The 17,506-nt window shown below is 65.7% G+C and carries 21 protein-coding genes; 13 read left to right on the plus strand and 8 right to left on the minus strand.

Annotation, left to right across the window (positions count from 1 at the left end):
* Positions 1–33: 33 nt before the first annotated feature.
* The 13 genes from AWC12_RS29295 (at position 34) to AWC12_RS29355 (ending at position 10,212) form a co-directional block, all read left to right on the plus strand.
* On the plus strand, positions 34–1,308 hold the full coding sequence (locus AWC12_RS29295; RefSeq protein ID WP_085178346.1) for an aromatic ring-hydroxylating oxygenase subunit alpha: 1,275 nt from the start codon (positions 34–36) through the stop codon (positions 1,306–1,308).
* Positions 1,309–1,310: 2 nt separating this feature from the next.
* Complete coding sequence (locus AWC12_RS29300; RefSeq protein ID WP_085178347.1) at positions 1,311–1,655, plus strand: hypothetical protein; 345 nt, start codon at positions 1,311–1,313, stop codon at positions 1,653–1,655.
* A complete protein-coding gene (locus tag AWC12_RS29305; protein ID WP_085178348.1) occupies positions 1,652–2,914 on the plus strand; it encodes a metal-dependent hydrolase family protein in 1,263 nt (420 codons plus the stop codon). The genes AWC12_RS29300 and AWC12_RS29305 overlap by 4 nt, the downstream gene beginning before the upstream one ends.
* A gap of 33 nt (positions 2,915–2,947) precedes the next feature.
* The gene (locus AWC12_RS29310) at positions 2,948–3,400 is read left to right on the plus strand and encodes a MarR family winged helix-turn-helix transcriptional regulator (protein ID WP_085178438.1); all 453 of its coding nucleotides are present in this window, start codon (positions 2,948–2,950) and stop codon (positions 3,398–3,400) included.
* A 110-nt stretch (positions 3,401–3,510) separates the two neighbouring features.
* Positions 3,511–4,545, plus strand: a complete 1,035-nt coding sequence (locus tag AWC12_RS29315) for a ferredoxin--NADP reductase (RefSeq protein ID WP_085178349.1) — start codon at positions 3,511–3,513, stop codon at positions 4,543–4,545.
* A gap of 20 nt (positions 4,546–4,565) precedes the next feature.
* Positions 4,566–5,312, plus strand: coding sequence for an SDR family NAD(P)-dependent oxidoreductase (locus AWC12_RS29320; protein WP_085178350.1), 747 nt, complete (start codon positions 4,566–4,568; stop codon positions 5,310–5,312).
* A 30-nt stretch (positions 5,313–5,342) separates the two neighbouring features.
* Positions 5,343–6,614: an aromatic ring-hydroxylating oxygenase subunit alpha gene (locus tag AWC12_RS29325; protein WP_085178351.1), complete on the plus strand. Its 1,272-nt coding sequence runs from the start codon at positions 5,343–5,345 to the stop codon at positions 6,612–6,614.
* 2 nt (positions 6,615–6,616) lie between these two features.
* Complete coding sequence (locus tag AWC12_RS29330) at positions 6,617–6,946, plus strand: hypothetical protein (protein ID WP_085178352.1); 330 nt, start codon at positions 6,617–6,619, stop codon at positions 6,944–6,946.
* Positions 6,947–6,960: 14 nt separating this feature from the next.
* The gene (locus AWC12_RS29335; RefSeq protein ID WP_085178353.1) at positions 6,961–7,806 is read left to right on the plus strand and encodes a TauD/TfdA dioxygenase family protein; all 846 of its coding nucleotides are present in this window, start codon (positions 6,961–6,963) and stop codon (positions 7,804–7,806) included.
* Entirely contained in the window at positions 7,806–8,360 is a 555-nt protein-coding gene (locus AWC12_RS29340; protein WP_234814203.1) for a carboxymuconolactone decarboxylase family protein, read from the plus strand. The genes AWC12_RS29335 and AWC12_RS29340 overlap by 1 nt, the downstream gene beginning before the upstream one ends.
* 83 nt (positions 8,361–8,443) lie before the next feature.
* On the plus strand, positions 8,444–9,718 hold the full coding sequence (locus AWC12_RS29345) for a cytochrome P450 (RefSeq protein ID WP_085178354.1): 1,275 nt from the start codon (positions 8,444–8,446) through the stop codon (positions 9,716–9,718).
* Positions 9,715–9,906 carry a ferredoxin gene (locus AWC12_RS29350; RefSeq protein WP_085178355.1) on the plus strand — a complete coding sequence of 64 codons (192 nt, stop codon included), beginning with the start codon at positions 9,715–9,717 and terminating at the stop codon, positions 9,904–9,906. Before AWC12_RS29345 ends, AWC12_RS29350 begins: the two co-directional genes overlap by 4 nt.
* 12 nt (positions 9,907–9,918) lie before the next feature.
* Positions 9,919–10,212 (plus strand): DUF1330 domain-containing protein, encoded by a 294-nt coding sequence (locus AWC12_RS29355; protein ID WP_268786666.1) that lies wholly within the window; start codon positions 9,919–9,921, stop codon positions 10,210–10,212.
* 105 nt (positions 10,213–10,317) lie between these two features.
* Here AWC12_RS29355 and AWC12_RS29360 read toward each other — a convergent pair whose 3' ends face one another.
* The 8 genes from AWC12_RS29360 to AWC12_RS29395 all read right to left on the minus strand — a co-directional run bounded on the left by AWC12_RS29360 (position 10,318) and on the right by AWC12_RS29395 (position 17,502).
* Positions 10,318–11,523: a cytochrome P450 gene (locus AWC12_RS29360; RefSeq protein ID WP_085178356.1), complete on the minus strand. Its 1,206-nt coding sequence runs from the start codon at positions 11,521–11,523 to the stop codon at positions 10,318–10,320.
* Positions 11,520–11,720, minus strand: a complete 201-nt coding sequence (locus AWC12_RS29365) for a ferredoxin (RefSeq protein ID WP_085178357.1) — start codon at positions 11,718–11,720, stop codon at positions 11,520–11,522. The genes AWC12_RS29360 and AWC12_RS29365 overlap by 4 nt, the downstream gene beginning before the upstream one ends.
* Positions 11,721–11,754: 34 nt before the next feature.
* Positions 11,755–12,957 carry a cytochrome P450 gene (locus tag AWC12_RS29370; RefSeq protein WP_085178444.1) on the minus strand — a complete coding sequence of 401 codons (1,203 nt, stop codon included), beginning with the start codon at positions 12,955–12,957 and terminating at the stop codon, positions 11,755–11,757.
* A gap of 124 nt (positions 12,958–13,081) precedes the next feature.
* Entirely contained in the window at positions 13,082–13,873 is a 792-nt protein-coding gene (locus AWC12_RS29375; RefSeq protein ID WP_085178358.1) for an NAD(P)-dependent oxidoreductase, read from the minus strand.
* The gene (locus tag AWC12_RS29380; RefSeq protein ID WP_085178359.1) at positions 13,870–14,688 is read right to left on the minus strand and encodes an NAD(P)-dependent oxidoreductase; all 819 of its coding nucleotides are present in this window, start codon (positions 14,686–14,688) and stop codon (positions 13,870–13,872) included. Before AWC12_RS29380 ends, AWC12_RS29375 begins: the two co-directional genes overlap by 4 nt.
* Entirely contained in the window at positions 14,688–15,569 is an 882-nt protein-coding gene (locus AWC12_RS29385) for an alpha/beta fold hydrolase (protein ID WP_085178360.1), read from the minus strand. The genes AWC12_RS29380 and AWC12_RS29385 overlap by 1 nt, the downstream gene beginning before the upstream one ends.
* A complete protein-coding gene (locus AWC12_RS29390) occupies positions 15,566–17,212 on the minus strand; it encodes a thiolase C-terminal domain-containing protein (RefSeq protein ID WP_085178361.1) in 1,647 nt (548 codons plus the stop codon). The genes AWC12_RS29385 and AWC12_RS29390 overlap by 4 nt, the downstream gene beginning before the upstream one ends.
* Positions 17,209–17,502, minus strand: coding sequence for a ferredoxin (locus AWC12_RS29395; protein ID WP_207576506.1), 294 nt, complete (start codon positions 17,500–17,502; stop codon positions 17,209–17,211). Before AWC12_RS29395 ends, AWC12_RS29390 begins: the two co-directional genes overlap by 4 nt.
* Positions 17,503–17,506 lie beyond the last annotated feature (4 nt).

The raw sequence follows: 17,506 nt of genomic DNA on the forward strand, positions 1-17,506 counted from the left end.
GCGGCAGTGACGGCAGCCCCGAGGAGATACTTGATGCCCCGATTTCCCAAGCCGGCAGAAGGCAGCTGGACCGAGCACTATCCGCAGCTGGGCACCGGGCCGGTGTCCTACGAGGACTCCGTCGACCCGGAGTTCTACGAAGTCGAGCGCAAGGCGGTCTTCAAGCGTGCCTGGCTCAATGTTGGCCGCGTCGAACAGATTCCGCGCAAGGGCAGCTACTTCACCAAAGAGATGAAGGTCGTCAACACCTCGATCATCGTCGTGCGGACCACCAAGGGCGAGGTCAAGGCCTACCACAACATCTGCCGCCATCGGGGCAACAAGCTCGTCTGGAACGACATGCCGCTGGAGGAGACCAGCGGAGTGTGCCGGCAGTTCACGTGCAAGTACCACGCGTGGCGCTACGACCTCGACGGCAACCTGACGTTCGTGCAGCAGGAGGGCGAGTTCTTCGACCTCGACAAGAGTCGCTACGGCCTCGTGTCCGTGCACTGCGAGGTGTGGGAAGGGTTCATCTTCGTCAACTTCGCCAGTCACACCGAAGCGCCCGAACAGTCCCTGCGTGACTTCCTCGGCCCGATGATCACCAACCTGGAGGGATACCCGTTCGACAGGATGACGTCGCGATTCCATTACCGGTCTGAGGTCAAGGCCAACTGGAAGCTCTACATGGACGCGTTCCAGGAGTTCTACCACGCACCGGTATTGCACGCGAACCAGTCGCCGACCGCGTACTCGAAGGCCGCCGCGGAGGCGGGTTTCGAGGCGCCGCACTACCGCATCGAAGGCCCGCACCGGCTGGTCAGCACGTCGGGTGTCCGGGCCTGGGAGATGGCCGACGAGATGCGCAAACCGATCGAGGACATCTGCCAGAGCGGCCTCTTCGGACCATGGGACAAACCGGACCTGGGTGAGATGCCCGCCGGGCTGAATCCCGCGAAATGCGATCCGTGGGGCCTGGATTCGTTCCAGCTGTTCCCTAACTTCGTGATTCTGTTCTGGGGTCAGGGGTGGTATCTGACCTACCACTACTGGCCGACGTCGGTCAACACACACCTGTTCGAGGGCACCGTGTACTTCCCCGCGCCGCGCACGCCGCGGGAGCGCATCGCACAGGAACTGGCCGCCGTCTCGTTCAAGGAGTACGGCCTGCAGGACGCCAACACTCTCGAAGCCACGCAGTCGATGGTCGAGTCCCGGGTGCTCGACGACTTCGTGCTCTGCGACCAGGAGGTGCTCATCCGCCACCTGCACACCGAAACCGCGGCCTGGGTCGAGGATTACCGCCGCAAGACGGCGGGGGTGTGACGATGAGCGTCGATGAGTCTGTGGCCAAGCTGCCGCCGGAATTCGCCGACCTCGAAGAGTTCTCCGACTGGTGCCTGGGTTCCGAACCGGAGCGCTACGCCAAGCGGCTGGGCAGTTCGATGGCCGAATTGCAAGCTTTCTACGACGCCATCACCGCGCGCGCCGAAGAGGCGATCGCCTACTGCGACAAGTTCTCCCTGGACGAGTTGCCCGACGATGTGCTCAACCTGATGCACATGCTCTATTCCATGATCCAGGCGTCCTTCCCCGTCGAATGCTGGAAGCAGCCGAAGGTGCCCGACACCGGCGCCACGTCGCTGGACTGCGACGCAGAACCGGTCCCGTGACCGCGACCGTCGTCAGGGCCGCCCGCTGGGCGGACGTCGAGGCCGGCGTCGTCAGCGCACCCGCGGTCCTGGTCGTCGAGGGCAACCGCATCCAGGCGGTCAACCCGCCCGCCGAACCCGACGATGCGACCGTCATCGACCTCGGGGACGTCACCCTGCTGCCGGGACTGATGGACATGGAGCTCAACCTGCTCATCGGTGGCCCGGGAGGTCCGGAGGGGCTGCCCAGCCCGATGCACGGCGTCCAGGACGACCCCGCGTACCGCACGCTACGTGGCGCGGTGAACGCGCGCACCACGCTCGAGGCCGGGTTCACCACGGTGCGCAACCTGGGGCTGATGGTCAAGACGGGTGGCTATCTCCTCGACGTCGCGTTGCAGCGTGCCATCGAACAGGGATGGCACCCAGGACCGCGGATCTATCCGGCAGGTCACGCCGTGACCCCGTACGGGGGACATCTCGACCCGACGGTGTTCCAGCGGCTCGCGCCGGGCATCATGCCCCTGTCGGTGGCCGAGGGCATCGCCAATGGCGTCGACGACGTCCGCGCCTGCGTGCGGTATCAGATCCGCCACGGCGCCAAGCTCATCAAGGTCTCGGCCTCGGGCGGCGTGATGTCGCACAGCACCGCCCCCGGAGCCCAGCAGTACTCCGACGAGGAGTTCGCCGCGATCGCCGACGAGGCGCATCGTGCCGGTGTCCGGGTTGCCGCTCATGCGGTGGGGGACAGTGCGATTCGCGCGTGTATCCGGGCCGGCATCGACTGCATCGAGCACGGCTTCCTCGCCACCGACGACACCATCCAGATGATGGTCGACCATGGCACCTTCCTGGTGTCCACGACCTACCTCACCGAGGCGATGGCCGTCGACCGGATCGCTCCGGAACTGCGCAAGAAGGCCGAGGTCGTCTTCCCGCAGGCGCAGGCGATGCTGCCCAAGGCCATCGCGGCGGGAGTGCGCATCGCGTGTGGCACGGACGCGCCCGCAGTACCGCACGGACAGAACGCCAAGGAGTTGTGTGCGCTCGTCGCCCGCGGGATGACCCCGATGCAGGCGCTGCGTGCCGCGACGATCACGAGTGCCGAACTCATCGAGGCCGACGACGAACTGGGCAGGCTCGCGCCCGGTTATCTCGCCGACGTCATCGCGGTCGGCGGTGATCCGTCCCGCGACATCGCGACCACGTTGGACATCCGCTTCGTCATGAAGGACGGCGTGATCCATGTAGACAGTCGGGATCACGGCCGGGACGGCTAACGTCTAGGCATGGAGGTGCACGACGTGGCGGGTATCGAGCTCACGGACAACATTCTGTGGCTGCTCAAGCAGGCCTTCTACTTCTCGCTCACCAGCGTGAACGAGGCGGTCAGCGAGCACGGTGTGAGCACCGCACAGATCGGTGTCCTGCGTCAGCTGTCCAACGAGCCGGGTCTGTCGGGGGCGGAACTGGCGCGGCGGCTGCTGATCAGCCCCCAGGGCGTGCAGTTGGCGCTGACGGCCCTGGAGAAGCGCGGGCTGGTGGAGCGCAAGCAGAATCCCGCCCATGGCCGCATCTTGCAGGCGTTTCTCACCGACGAGGGCCGCAAGGTCGCCGCCGCCGTCGTGCACGACGCCATCGAGGCGCACGACAAGGTGTTCGGAGTGCTGTCCAAGGCCGAGCAGAAGACTCTCAGGGAACTGCTCGGGCGCGTCGTCGAGCAGGGGACCGGACACACACTGTTTGCCGACCACGTCGACCAGTAATCGCCGGATCGCATTCCGGCAGAGGATTTCTCGACAATATCCCGCCGGAATGCAATTCCGGGGAGGCGGAGCCTTGAGCTTAATGACAAGTACTTGATAATATGGCGGGGATGGTTGAGGAATCCACCGCCGACGGCTTTGCGCCGCTTCGCATCAGGCGCGTCGTGCGCGAGACCTCCGATGCGGTGTCCCTGGTACTGGATGTGCCGGAGCACTGCTCGCACCGTTTCCGCTACAAGGCCGGCCAGTTCCTCACCGTCCGGGTCAGTGTCGACGGGCGCGACCTGCGCCGCTGCTACTCGATGTCCTCGGCGCCCGTGGAAGATGAACTGCGGATCACGGTCAAGCGGGATCCCGGCGGCGTGGTGTCGAACTGGATCAACGACACCGCCGCGGAGGGCGACGAGTTGCACGCCGCGGCGCCCGAGGGCAAGTTCGTTCTGCCCGAGGATGTTTCGGCATCCGAACCGCTGGTCGCCTTCGCGGGGGGAAGTGGAATCACCCCGATCATGTCGCTGGTGCGCACCGCCCTGGCCGACTCGGACAGGCCGGTGTGGCTGTTCTACGCCAACCGGGGCCGCGATTCGGTCATTTTCTCGGATCCGCTGGCGCACCTGATCGACCAGCACGCCGACCGCCTGACCGTCGAACACCACTACGACGAGGACGCCGGAGTCGTGACCGCATCGGCCGTCACCTCATTCGTGGCTCCGAACGGTGCCGGACACTACTACGTGTGCGGGCCCGCCCCGTTCATGGACACCGTGGAAGCGGCACTGCAGGAGTCCGGGGTGCCCAGACACCGCCTGCATCTCGAGCGGTTCACGATCGCCGAGGTGCCTCCTGGCGTCACCGACGATAGGCACGAGGCGTGCGAAGAGATCATCATCGAGCTCGACCGCAAGAAGGTCACCGCCACCCACCGGCAGGGCGAGACCCTGCTGCAGACCGCACGCCAGAAGGGGTTGAAAGCGCCGGCTTCGTGCGAAACGGGTTCCTGCGGAACGTGCATGGCCAAGATCATCGAGGGCAGCGCGCGGATGAGGATCAACGACGCGCTGGACGAAGGCGAAGTCGAAGAAGGCTGGGTCCTGACCTGCCAGTCGCTGCCCACAAGTCGAAAGGTCCACGTGGTCTATGAGTGAACAATTGAGAATGAGCATCGATGAGTAAGCGCGTAGCGGTGGTGACCGGCGGCGCCTCCGGCATGGGGGAGTCCACATGCCATGAACTCGGCAGACGGGGCCACAAGGTCGCCGTCCTCGACCTCAACGGCGAAGCGGCGCAACGGGTTGCCGAGGAGCTGCGAGCCGATGGCGTCACCGCGCTCGGCGTCGTGGCCGACGTCACCGACCGCGCGGCCGTCGAGGAAGCCTTCGCCAAGGTGCGCACCGAACTAGGGCCCGTTCACATTCTCGTGACCAGTGCGGGTCTGGTGGATTTCGCACCGTTCCTGGAGATCTCACCGCAATCGTGGCAGCGGCTGATCGACGTCAACCTCAACGGCACGTTTCATTGCACACAGGTCGCTGTTCCCGACATGCTCGAGGCCGGGTGGGGCCGGATCGTGATGATTTCGTCCTCGAGCGCCCAGCGGGGCTCGCCCGGCATGGCGCACTACGCCGCCTCCAAGGGAGCGCTGATCTCGTTCACGCGGTCTTTGGCCCGCGAGTACGGCCCGATGGGCATCACCGTCAACAACGTTCCGCCGTCGGGTATCGAGACGCCGATGCAACACCAATCCCAGGCGGCGGGCTTCCTGCCCCCCAACGAGCAGATGGTGGCCAGCATCCCGGTCGGCCACCTCGGCACCGGCGACGACATCGCCGCCGCGGTCGGCTTCCTCTGCTCGGAGGAGGCAGGCTTCATCACCGGTCAAACGCTGGGCGTCAACGGAGGGTCGGTGATGTGATGACGGGGTTCCGACGACGAGGGGATCGGCATGCCTAAGTGGCCCAAGCCCGCCGAGGGCAGCTGGACGGAGCACTATCCGGAGCTCGGCACCGGACCCGTCTCGTTCCGAGACTCGATCTCGCCCGAGTTCTACGAACTCGAACGCGAGGCCGTCTTCAAACGCGCCTGGCTCAACGTCGGTCGTGTCGAGGAACTTCCGCGTGTCGGCAGCTACCTGACCAAGGACATCGATGCCGCGCGAACATCGGTGATCGTGGTCAGGGGGCGCGACGAGCAGATTCGCGCGTTTCACAATCTGTGCCGGCACCGCGGGAACAAGTTGGTGTGGAACGACTTTCCGGACGTCGAGGTCAAGGGCGCGTGCCGGCAGTTCACCTGCAAGTACCACGGGTGGCGCTACGGACTCGACGGAGAACTGAAGTTCGTGCAACAGCCCGGTGAGTTCTTCGACCTCGACACCACGAAGTACGGTCTCAAGCCAGTGCGGTGCGATGTGTGGAACGGCTTCATCTTCATCAACTTCGACCCCGAGCCGCGGCAGACGCTGCGCGAGTTCCTGGGGCCGATGATCACCGCGCTGGACGACTATCCGTTCGAGATGATGACCGAGCGTTACGATTTCGTCGCGCACAACAACAGCAACTGGAAGATCTTCGCCGACGCGTTCCAGGAGTACTACCACGTGCCGTCCCTGCACTCGCAGCAGGTGCCGACCGAAGTGCGTCAGCCGAACGCGACCTTCGAGTGCGGGCATTTCCAGATCGACGGGCCGCACCGCCTCGTGTCGACAGCGGGAACCCGGCGGTGGCTGCTCGCGCCCGAGTTCATGTACCCGGTCGAAAGGGCAACGCGCAGTGGACTGGTGGGTCCGTGGCGGACCCCGGAGACGCACCAGTCCGCGGGCCTGAACCCGGGCGGCATCGAGCCGTGGGGGATCACCAACTTCCAGATCTTCCCGAACCTGGAAATCCTGATCTATCACGGTTGGTACCTTCTCTATCGCTACTGGCCCACCTCGCACAACACCCACAAGTTCGAGGCTTACAACGCCTTTCATCCCGCACGCACCGTCCGTGAACGGATCGAGCACGAGGTCGCCTCCGTCGTCCTCAAGGAGTTCGCCCTCCAGGACGCCGGCATGCTGGGCGGCACCCAGGCGGCCCTCGAATACGGCCTGGGTGAACCGGTCGTCGACGACTATCCGCTCAACGACCAGGAGATCCTGGTCCGTCACCTCCACCACGTCGCCGTCGACTGGGTCGAGCGGTACAAGGCCGAACGCAGCCCGGCGGGGGTGTGACCATGCCCCGTCTTCCCGAGCCCTTCGCCGAGCTCGAGCTGTTCGCCGAGAAGTGGTGTCTGGCAACGGAACCCGAGCGCTGGGAGGCCCGACAGAACACTCCCATGGCGGACATTCACGCCTTCTACGACGCGTTCACACCCCGCTTCGAGGAAGCCATCGACTACTGCGACAAGTTTTCGCTCGACGAGTTGCCCGAGGATGTGCTCAACCTGCTGCACCTCGTCTACTCGATGATCATGGTCTCGATGGCCGTCGAGGTCTTCGGTACGCAGAAACCCGCCGATTCCGCCGACGCCGTCATCGACCGCGTCAGCGCACCGGTGCCCTAGACAGGACAGGACCCATGACTCTGCTGACGATCAACAAACTGACCCCCTCGGTCGGCGCCGAAGTGCTCGATGTCGATCCCGATCGCCTGGCCGCCGATGACTCGCTGGGCGAGGCGGTACTGGACGCACTGGAAGCCAACGGGGTGCTCGTGTTCCCGGGCCTCGGCCTGGACCCCGAAGCACAGGTCGCGTTCAGCCGTCGCCTCGGCGCGGTCGACCACTCCTCGGACGGGCACCACCCGGTGGCGGGCATCTATCCGATCACCCTGGACACGTCGAAGAACAAGTCGGCCTCCTATCTGCGGGCGACCTTCGACTGGCACATCGACGGATGCACGCCTACCGGTGACGAGTGCCCGCAGAAGGCCACCGTGCTGTCCGCCGTCCAGGTCGCCGAGCGCGGCGGCGAGACGGAGTTCGCCAACTCCTACGCCGCCTACGAGGCGTTCAGCGATGAGGAGAAGGAGCGGTTCTCGACACTTCGGGTCGTGCATTCGCTGGAAGCCTCGCAGAGTCGCGTCCACCCGAACCCGAGCGCGGAGGACGTGGCACGGTGGCGGTCCCGCCCGACGCACGAGCACCCGCTGGTGTGGACACACCGCAGTGGCCGCAAGTCCCTCGTGCTGGGTGCGTCAGCGCACTATGTGGTCGGCATGGACCGCGACAAAGGCCAGGCGCTGCTGGCCGAACTGCTGGAGCGGGCCACCCGACCCGAACTCGTGTACCGCCACCGCTGGTCCGTCGGCGACACCGTCATCTGGGACAACAACGGCGTCCTGCACCGGGCGGCGCCGTACGACCCCGATTCGCAGCGCGAGATGCTGCGCACGACGGTGCTCGGCGACGAGCCGATCCAGTAGTGGCCGACCATCCGCGGCTGGATCCGCTGCCCGCCGAGCAGTGGGACGACGCGGCGCGAGCGGCGCTGAGCCCGCTCCTTCCTCCAGAGCGGGCCAATCCGCGCGACGCGGGCAACGTACTCGGCACGCTGCTGCACCACCCCGAGCTGGCTCGGGCCTATCTGACGTTCAATGCGCACCTGCTCGTGTCGTCGACGTTGTCGCCCCGGGTGCGAGAGGTCGCGCTGCTGCGTGCCGTACACGTGCGCCCCTGCGGCTACCTGTGGGACCACCACATCCCGATCGCCCAGCGCGCGGGGTTGACGGCCGGCGACATCGACGCGATCCGGGCGGGAGACCCCCGGGACCCCGTGGACCGACTCGTCGTGCGGGCCGTCGACGAGCTCCACGAGTCGAACACGCTGGGTGACCACACGTGGTCGGCGCTGCGCGAACACTTCGACGAGCGCCAGGTGATGGACCTGATCTTCACGATCGGCTGCTACCAACTGCTCGGGGCCGCCGTGAACGTGCTGGGCATCCAACCCGAGGCCCCTGATCGCGGCTCTCGTTGACGTCGCGGTGCCAGTATGAAAATCTGATACGCAATAATGAGAATTGCGTTCTCGTTGCGAGAGATCGTCGAAACGGAGTGGGCATGACGGAAGACCTCACCACGGTCGACTTCTTCAGGGACAGCCGGCTCACGGATGACCCGTACACCTTCTACAAGGCACTTCGTGACAAGTGCCCCGTGAGCAAGGAGGAGCACTACGGGGTCACGATGGTCACCGGCTGGCAGGAGGCCGTCGACGTCTACAACGACTCCGAGACCTTCTCGTCCTGCATCTCGGTGACAGGCCCGTTCCCGGGCTTCCCGGTACCACTTGAAGGCGACGATGTCACCGACCTGATCGTCGAGCACCGCGACGAGATTCCGTTCAGCGATCAGCTGCCGACGCTGGACCCGCCGATACACACCGACCACCGCGCGTTGCTGATGCGGCTCATCACGCCCAAGCGTCTCAAGGAGAACGAGGACGCGATGTGGCAGCTGGCCGACGACAACCTCGACCGATTCCTGGCGCCGGGCGAGGGCGAATTCATCAAGGGGTTCGCCGGCCCGTTCACGCTGCAGGTGATCGCTGACCTGCTCGGTGTGCCCGAGGAGGACCGCGACGACCTGCTGGAACGGCTGGCCCGAGGCACCCACGGCAGCGCCGTCGGCAACGCCGACAAGACGATGAACAAGACCCCGCTGGAGTACCTGTACGAGGTGTTCGCGACGTATGTCGAGGAACGCCGCGCCGAACCGCGCGGCGACGTCCTCACCGGACTCGCCACCGCGACGTTCCCGGACGGCACGCTACCCGAAGTCGGCGATGTGGTGCGCGTGGCGACCAACGTCTTCTCCGCCGGACAGGAGACCACCGTCCGGCTGCTCAGCACGGCGCTGAAAGTCATCGGTGACCAACCCGAGATCCAGGCGAAGCTGCGTGAAAACCGGGATCTGCTGGGCAATTTCATCGAGGAGTGCCTCCGCATCGAAAGCCCGGTCAAAGGCGACTTCAGGCTGTCGCGCGTGCCGACCATCATCGGCGACCAGCCTCTCGGTGCCGGCTGCACGGTCATGGTCATCAACGGCGCCGCCAACCGTGACCCGCGCCGCTTCGAGGATCCCGACACGTTCGATCCCGAACGCAAGAATGCGCGTCAGCACCTGGCATTCGGCCGCGGCATCCACAGCTGCCCGGGCGCCCCGCTCGCCCGCGCCGAGACCCGGGTCGGGTTGGAGCGACTTCTCGACCGCACCACCGACATCCGGATCTCGGAGAAGATGCACGGACCGCGGGAAAACAGGCGCTACCAATATATTCCGACCTACATCCTGCGTGGCTTGACGGAGTTGCATCTGGAGTTCGACGTCCGATGAAGGTGGCGGTCGACGAAGATCGGTGCGCAGGCCACGGAATGTGCCTAACGCTGTGTCCCGAAGTTTTCGAGATGACCGATGACGGCTGGGCGGTCGCCAATCCGGGAGACGTGCCCGCCGATTTGGAGGCGGCCGCCAAGGAAGCCATCGACAACTGTCCCGAACGAGCAATTCACCAAATCGACTGAGAGGGTTCACCTGTGGCTACAACGCCGAAGGGTTACGTGATCATCACCGAGGAGATCAAGGACCCGGCCGGCATGGCCGAGTACGCCAAGCTCGCCTCCCAGACCATGGCGAACGCGAAGGTGCTGGCGTTCGGGCCCGCTACCGAAACACTGGAAGGACAGTGGCACGGGACCCAAACGGTGCTGCTGGAGTTCGAATCCGTCGACGCGGCCAAGGAGTGGTACTACTCCGATGCCTATCAGGAGGCGCTGAAGCTGCGCCAGGCGGCGGCCGACTGCAACGGAATCATCATCTCCGGCTTCTGATCGGGGGCTTTACGGGCACGCTCGCGGCGCGCGAGCGCGCGCTGACCGCCGCAGATTTCGGCGTGTTGCCGTGCAGACACGCGCGCTCGCGGTGCGGTTGCCGCGCTACCTCAGCACCCGCACGGGGACGCTGGACCAGCCCGCGACGTTCTGCGCGGAAACACGGGCGCACTCGTCGAAGTTCACCTCGTAGCGCGGCATGAAGTCCAGGAGCCGCTCCAGAGCTATCGCGCTTTCCATCCGGGCGAGCGCGGCGCCCAGGCAGCTGTGCACTCCATACCCGAACCCGAGGTTCTGTGCCTCGGTGCGGTCACGGTCGATGTCGAACGTGTCGGCGTCGGTGAACGCGTCCGGGTCACGGTTCGCCGAACCCGCCAGCAGGAACACAGGTTTGCCTTCGGGGATGGTAACGCCGTGCAGCTCGATGTCCTTCATCGAACGGCGGACGTTGTACTGATTGGGTGCCTCGTAGCGCAGCAGTTCCTCGACAGCGGCGGGGATCTTGCTTCGGTCGTCAAGCAGCTTCTGCCACTGGTCCGGATTACGTGCGAAGGTGACAGCCGCGTTGCCCACCAGCTTGGTGACGGTCTCCGCGCCTGCGCCACCCAAAAGAGTTGCAAAACCAGCGATTTCGAAGTCATCAAGGGACTGCTTCTCGCCGTCTTCGCGAACGATCTCGGCGGCGACCAGCCTGCTGAACATGTCATCGCGCGGTTCGGCGCGACGCTCCTGGATGATTCGGTAGTAGAGCCCCATGAGCTCGCCAACGGCCTGCATGCCCTCGTCGGACATGTCGATCTGACCCGGTTCCCGCCGCAGTGAGGTATCCACCCATTCGCCGACCTGCTGGCGATACTCCTCCGGCACGCCGAGCATCTGCGTGATCACCTGAACAGGGAACAACGCCGAGAAGTCCTGCACGACATCGAACTTCTCGCAATCGGCCGGCGGCAGATAACGGTCGATCGTGGCGGTGACCATGGGGCGCAACGCCTCGATGGCACGCGGTGTGAAGACCTTGTTGACCAGGCTGCGCATCTGCCGATGTTCTGGCGGATCCATCATGATGATCATCTTGGCCATCAGCGGTTCGTCGGATCGCACCGTCGACAGATCGAGACCGTATGCCGACGAATAGCTTTCGAAATCCTTGTACGCCGCAGCGACATCCTCGTGCCGCGACAAGGCATAGAAGTCGTGCTCCGGGTTGTAGTAGACCGGCGCTTCCTCACGCATGCGCCGATAGGTCTCCCACGCCCCGTTGAAGAATTCCTCTGAAAACGGATCGAAGACGAGCTCGGTTGCCGTCATTCGTCTCTGATCGCGATCGCCTGCCGCGGACACTGCCGCACGGATTCTTTGATCTGTTCCTCGTTCTCCGGAGTGACCTCGTCCTGCAGCACATGCAGATAGTCGTCATCGTCGAGGTGGAAAACCTCCGGGATGATGCCCATGCAGACGCCGTTGCTCTCGCAGAGTTCGAAATCGACCTCGATCTTTTTGGTCATGCCAACTTCTCCCTCCCGCCGTTCCCGTGAAGGTTCACCGCAGAACCTTCACGGGGACATGGTGATATCCGGCGACGTTCTGCATGTTGACGCGCTGCAAACCGTTGAAATCGACCTCGAAGCGCGGCATGAAGTCGAGCAGGTGGTCCAGCGCGATCGCGGTCTCCATCCGGGCCAGCGCCGCTCCGAGGCAGCTGTGGATGCCGTAGCCGAGGCCAAGGTTCTGCGCCTGGGTGCGGTCGCGGGTGATGTCGAACGTCTCGGCGTCGTCGAAGGCGCGGGGGTCGCGGTTGGCCGCAGCACCCATCAGGAAGACGGGCTTGAACGCGGGAACGGTGCCGCTGGGCAACACGACGTCCTTCACGCTGTAGCGGACGTTGTACTGGACAGGCCCGACGTAGCGCAGCAGTTCCTCGACCGCGGCAGGGATCAGGTCGCGGTCCTCGAGCAGCATCTCCCATTGCTCAGGATGCTGCGCAAAGACCACCATTGCGCTGCCCACCAGCTTGGTGACCGTCTCGGCGCCCGCACCACCCAACAGCGTGGCGAACCCGGCGATCTCGACGTCGTCGAGCTTGCGGAGGTTGCCCTCGTCGTCAGGGATCTCCGCTGCGATGAGCCGGCTGATCATGTCGTCCTGCGGATTCAGCCGCCGTTCCTGGACCAGGCCGTAGTAGTAGACGCCTGAGTCGATGTTGGCCTGCATGTTCTCGTCGTCGATGTCGATCTGACCGGGCTTGCGGTGCAAGCTGGTGTCGATCCAGTGCCGAACCTGCTGGCGGAACTCTTCAGGTACGCCGGCCATGCGGGTGATGACCTCGACGGGAAACGGACCCGAGAAGTCCTGGACGACGTCGAAGTTCTCCGGGTCGGCGACGCTCAAGTAGTGCTGGACCAGTTCGATCACGGTGGCGCGCTGCGACTGGATCGCTCGCGGGGTGAACGCCTTGTTCAGCAGGCTGCGCATGTGCCGGTGATCCGGCGGGTCCATGAAGATGATGGATTTCTGCGGCGGTTCGCCCGAGCGCACCATGCCCAAATCGCAACCACGGGCCGACGAGAACGATTCGTAGTCCTTGAACGCTGCGGCGACGTCAGCGTGTCGGGTCAGCGCGTAGAAGTCGCCCTCTTCGTCGTAGTAGATCGGGGCTTCGTCGCGCATCCGCTGGTAGATCTCGTACGGATTGTCGAAATACTCCTGGGCGACCGGATTGAACACCAATTTGGGCTTGGTCATCATGTCCTCCTCGGCGCCGTGATCAGGGCCGGAAACGTTACGAAAGGCTGTTTTACTGTAACGAATCCAGTATGCGACATATGGTCTCGAAAGTCAGCCGATTGGGCAATGGTGCCCTGCCGTGTCACGCGCTCACCATCCTGACGAGACGATCGAGTTCGCCGAGGTCACCCCCGAGGCGTGCGACGGTGTCGCGGACCACCGTCACATCCTTGGTGATGAACTCGCCGACGGCCGACACGAATTTCTCCGCCGAGCCCGCTCCGGCAACCATCGACAGCACCCGGCTCTGGGCGCTGCCGTGCACCAGCGCGTTCAGCAATGGCGCCTCGTCGACCCCCAGTTGTGAGCCGAGGCGCACTCCCTCGGCCACGAGCGCGATCTGCGCGGCGAACAGCGTGTTGTTGACAAGTTTGACCAGCTGCCCCGCCCCCGTCGGGCCGGCGCGCAGGATCGGGTCGCCGTAACTGGCCAGTACCGGTTGGGTGCGATCCAGCGCCGCGTCGTCGCCGCCCACGAACAGCGTCACGGTGCCCGCGGCGATGTCATGCGGACCGCCGCTGACCGGCGCGTCGATGACATCGACATGCGGGTGCGTCGACGCAATGGTCTGTGCGGTTCTCGGGCTCCCCGTGGTGTGCAGGACGAGCGAGGTGCCCGGCGCCATTGCCTCCACAAGCTCGCCCTCGAGACACAGCTGGCGCACTTGATCGTCAGTGAACACGCACACCACCACCACATCGGCGCCGTCGACGGTGTCCGTCACTGTGGTCACGGCGGTGGCTCCCAGTTCGGCGATCGCCGTGCGCTTCTCCTCGGTTCTGCCCAGCACCGTGACCTGGTGGCCGGCCCCGACGAGGCGGGCCACCATGGGGGTGCCCATGCGTCCCACGCCGACGAAACCGACGTGGGTCATCGCCGGTAATCCATGGATTCGAGCGCCGCGTCCGCCGCGGTGAACACTGCCCCCTCCGGCGCTTTCGCGGTCGCGGCCAGGCTCGCTGCGTGGCGGACGTCTTTCTGCAGCAGCGCCCCGGCGATCGGGGCGAGGCCTTCCAGCGTCCCGCCGAACATCGCGATGCTTCCGACGGCCTTGCTGGTAGCCGAGCCCCGGTTGAGCACCTCGACGAGCTTGTCGCGCGGGATGCCCAGAGATTCACCGAGTTCCAGGGTGCTGACAGCGCTGCCCAGGTTCGCGCTGAACAGCAGGTTGTTGAGGATCTTGGTGTTCTGACCGCTGCCGAGTGGACCCAGATAGACGATGGGGTCGGCGTAGGTGGCGAACACCGGTCTACACTGCTCGGCGACGTCCTCGTCACCGCCGACCATGACCAGCAGCGTGCCCTGCTCGACAGCGGGCCCGCCGCCGCTGACCGGGGCGTCGATGACGGAAACCCCCCGGGCAGCCGCCTTTTCGGCGATCTCGCGGCACGTGTCCGGGTGCACGGTGCTGTGGATCGCGATGATTCCACCCTCGGCCAGCCCGGCGAGCACACCCGTGTCTCCGTAGAGCACCTCTCGGACGTCGTCGTCGCCGACCACACACAGGCAGACGAGGTCGCTGGCGGCGCCAAGCTCGGCGGGTGTGGATGCACTCTTGGCCGGCGTGTCGGAGTACGGCTCCAGGCTGGCCGGCCTGCGAGCCCACAGCGTGGTCTCGAACCCGCCCTTCGCGATGCGCCGCGCCATGGGCCCACCCTGGCTGCCCAGCCCGATGAATCCGACCCGCATCAGCTCGCCTCCACTTGCTCACGATCGCGACCGCGTGCGTCCGCGATGCATTCTTCGATGAACGACAGCACTTTTCGGTGGTACTCGCCGGCGGTCAGGCCGACACTGATGTTGTGCCCACTGTTGGCCATCTCGTTGACCCGCACCTGTGGTGCGGCGGTGAACAGCGCGGTGATCGCGGCCACGGCAGCGGGGGAGGAATCCCACACCTTCTCGTGGTCAGCGACGCTGAACTGCACCGGCACAGCCACTTCGGTCGCGAGGGCGGGGAAGTCGCGACGAGCCCAATGGGCGGTGACCTCGCCCTCGTAGGCGACGCCGGGCGCGGACAGCGCACCGGTGAGCACCTCGGCGGGATAGAGATCAGTGGGTTGCCACAACAGGTCCCGCAGCCCGGCAGGACGGGCCGTGACCGTGGCCTCGCTGATGATCGCCTTGGCCGGTTCGCTGTAGCGCAGCCCGGTGCCGGCGAGTTCGACGCCCACGATGTCGTTGCGTGTCGTGGCCAGGCGCAATGAAAGCTCGCAACCCGCCGAGTGGCCCATCACGAACATTCCTGCGCCCGCGGACCCACCGCCGATGATCTTGTCCACCGCGGCCGACGCCGCGGCCACGCGACGGGCCGGGTCGGCGAACTCGGCGGCGTACACCGCCGACGTGCCGTAGCCCGGACGGTCCAGTGCGATCGTCGTGAAACCCGCAGCCGTGGCAGCGCGAAGCAGCGACAGATCCGGCCGACCGGGACAGTCGAAATATGCCGCCGAGGTCGCTCCGCCGTGCACCGCGACGATCACCGCGCGTGGCTCGTCCGCCTGCGCGACGAGCGCCGACATCGGGACGCCGTCGACCAGGACGACGCGGGGGCGAGGTGGCGCCGTCATCCCTGCGTCCGCAGCAGTATGGCCCCGCTGGGCGTCAGGCCACCGCTGCTGACGACAGCGACCCGGGCGCCGGCGACCTGACGCTCGCCCGCCTCGCCGCGCAGCTGCGTCACGGCCTCGTGGACAAGCCCCATGCCGTGCGTGCGTCCATGGGACAGCTGACCGCCGTGCGTATTCAGCGGAATCACCCCGTCGCGCGCGATGGCCGTGCCGCCGTCGAGGAAATCCTTCGCCTCGCCGATACCGCAGAAGCCCAACGCCTCCAGCCACGAAAGGCAGTTGAACGTGAAGCCGTCGTACAGCTCGGCGACATCGACGTCGCTGGGCCGCAACGATGTTCGCGTCCACAGATGCGCGGCCTGGCCGAGTACCTGCGGCTCGTGCGTGAGCGTGGTCTGGTCCCAGTCGGTGCGCTCGATGATCTGGGTGCCGACCGCCTCGAAGAACACGGGCGGCTTCGGTGCGTCCGCGGCGGCATCGACCGCCGACACGATGACCGCGACGGCGCCGTCGCACGGGACGTCACAGTCGTACAGACCGAACGGCGTCGTGATCGGCCGGGCGTTGAGATAGTCGTCCATCGTCATCGGATCGCGATAGATCGCCGTCGGATTCAGGGCCGCGTTGGCGCGCTGGTTCAGGGCGATCCAGCCCAGCGTCTCCTTCGTGGTGCCGTACCGGTGAAAGTGCCTCTGCGCGTTCAACGCCAGCGTGTGCGCTGCCGACGTGGCGCCGAACGGTGCCTGCCAGCTGTTGGCTCGCGCACCGCCGGGCGGCGAGACCTTCCCCTCCTTCATCAACTGGTTGAACGTGGCCTCCCACAGCGTGCGGAAGCACAGCACGTGGCGGGCCATGCCGGTGGCCACGGCCATCACCGCGGCGATCACCGAACCGCCGGGCCCGAAGGTGTCCATGCCCCCGTTGATCCACGTCGGGCGGATGCCGAGCGCTCCCTCCAGCGCGGTGCAGCCTCCCTCGCCCATGCCCACCGCGTCCATCGCGGGATACGTTGACAGGCCGTCGATATCGGCCAGCGTCAATCCCGCATCGGCGATCGCCATCTCGCATGCCTCGACAGTCAGCGACAGCGGGGGGACCATCAGACGCCGCCCCAGCTTGGACGCGCCGATCCCGGTGATCGCCGCAGCGTCCTCGAACTTCGTCGTCGTCAGCATCGGGCGGACGAACGTCGGAAAGTCCTCCGGGGCGATCTCGTCGTCGGGAAGTGGCGCCGTCTCCGGTTCGGCGGTCGGCCGGAACAGTGGCAGCCAGACGTCGTCGTTCTGGTCGAAGACGACCTCGACGACGCGTCCCATCTCGAGTTCGTCGGGGTCGGACTCGATGATGTTGGTGGTCAACCGAACCCGAGGGTCTTCCTCGATCGCGACCTGCGCGACGACGTAGGGGGCGGGGAGCCCGGGGATGGAGAAGCGTTCGTTCACCGTGAACGCAGACAGGACGGCCCGCCCGGACACTTCGCGCGGGCTCAGGTTGTGACTCTTGCAGTAACGGCACACCGGCTGCGGCGGATGGATCAGCGACTTGCAGTCGTCGCACCCCTGGATCCGCAGCACTCCGTCGGCGCCGGACTTCCAGAAGAATTCGTTGTCGAAGGTCAATTGCGGCAACGGAAGTCGGCTCATCGCGTCATATCCCACTGCGCCGCATCAGCACTGGTCTTCAAGTTCTCCAGGTCGGGTTCGTCGAGCAGGGGAGTGGGCGTCTCGTCGGGCCTGCGCTCGGTGAGTTCCATGATTGCGTGCACAGGACAGTCCAACAGGGCGCGTCGCACCGCGTCTCGGTCCTCGTCGGGGATGTTCCCGTCGCCGACAAGGACGGCGTAGCCCCAGTCGTCGAGCGAAAAGTACTCGGGCGCGTGCTTGGCGCAGGTGCCGAAGCCATCGCACAGTGTCCGGTCGAGCTTGATCCGCAACTTG

Origin of the sequence: Mycolicibacterium iranicum (genome assembly GCF_002101705.1) — a bacterium.
Classification (GTDB): Bacteria; Actinomycetota; Actinomycetes; order Mycobacteriales; family Mycobacteriaceae; genus Mycobacterium; species Mycobacterium iranicum.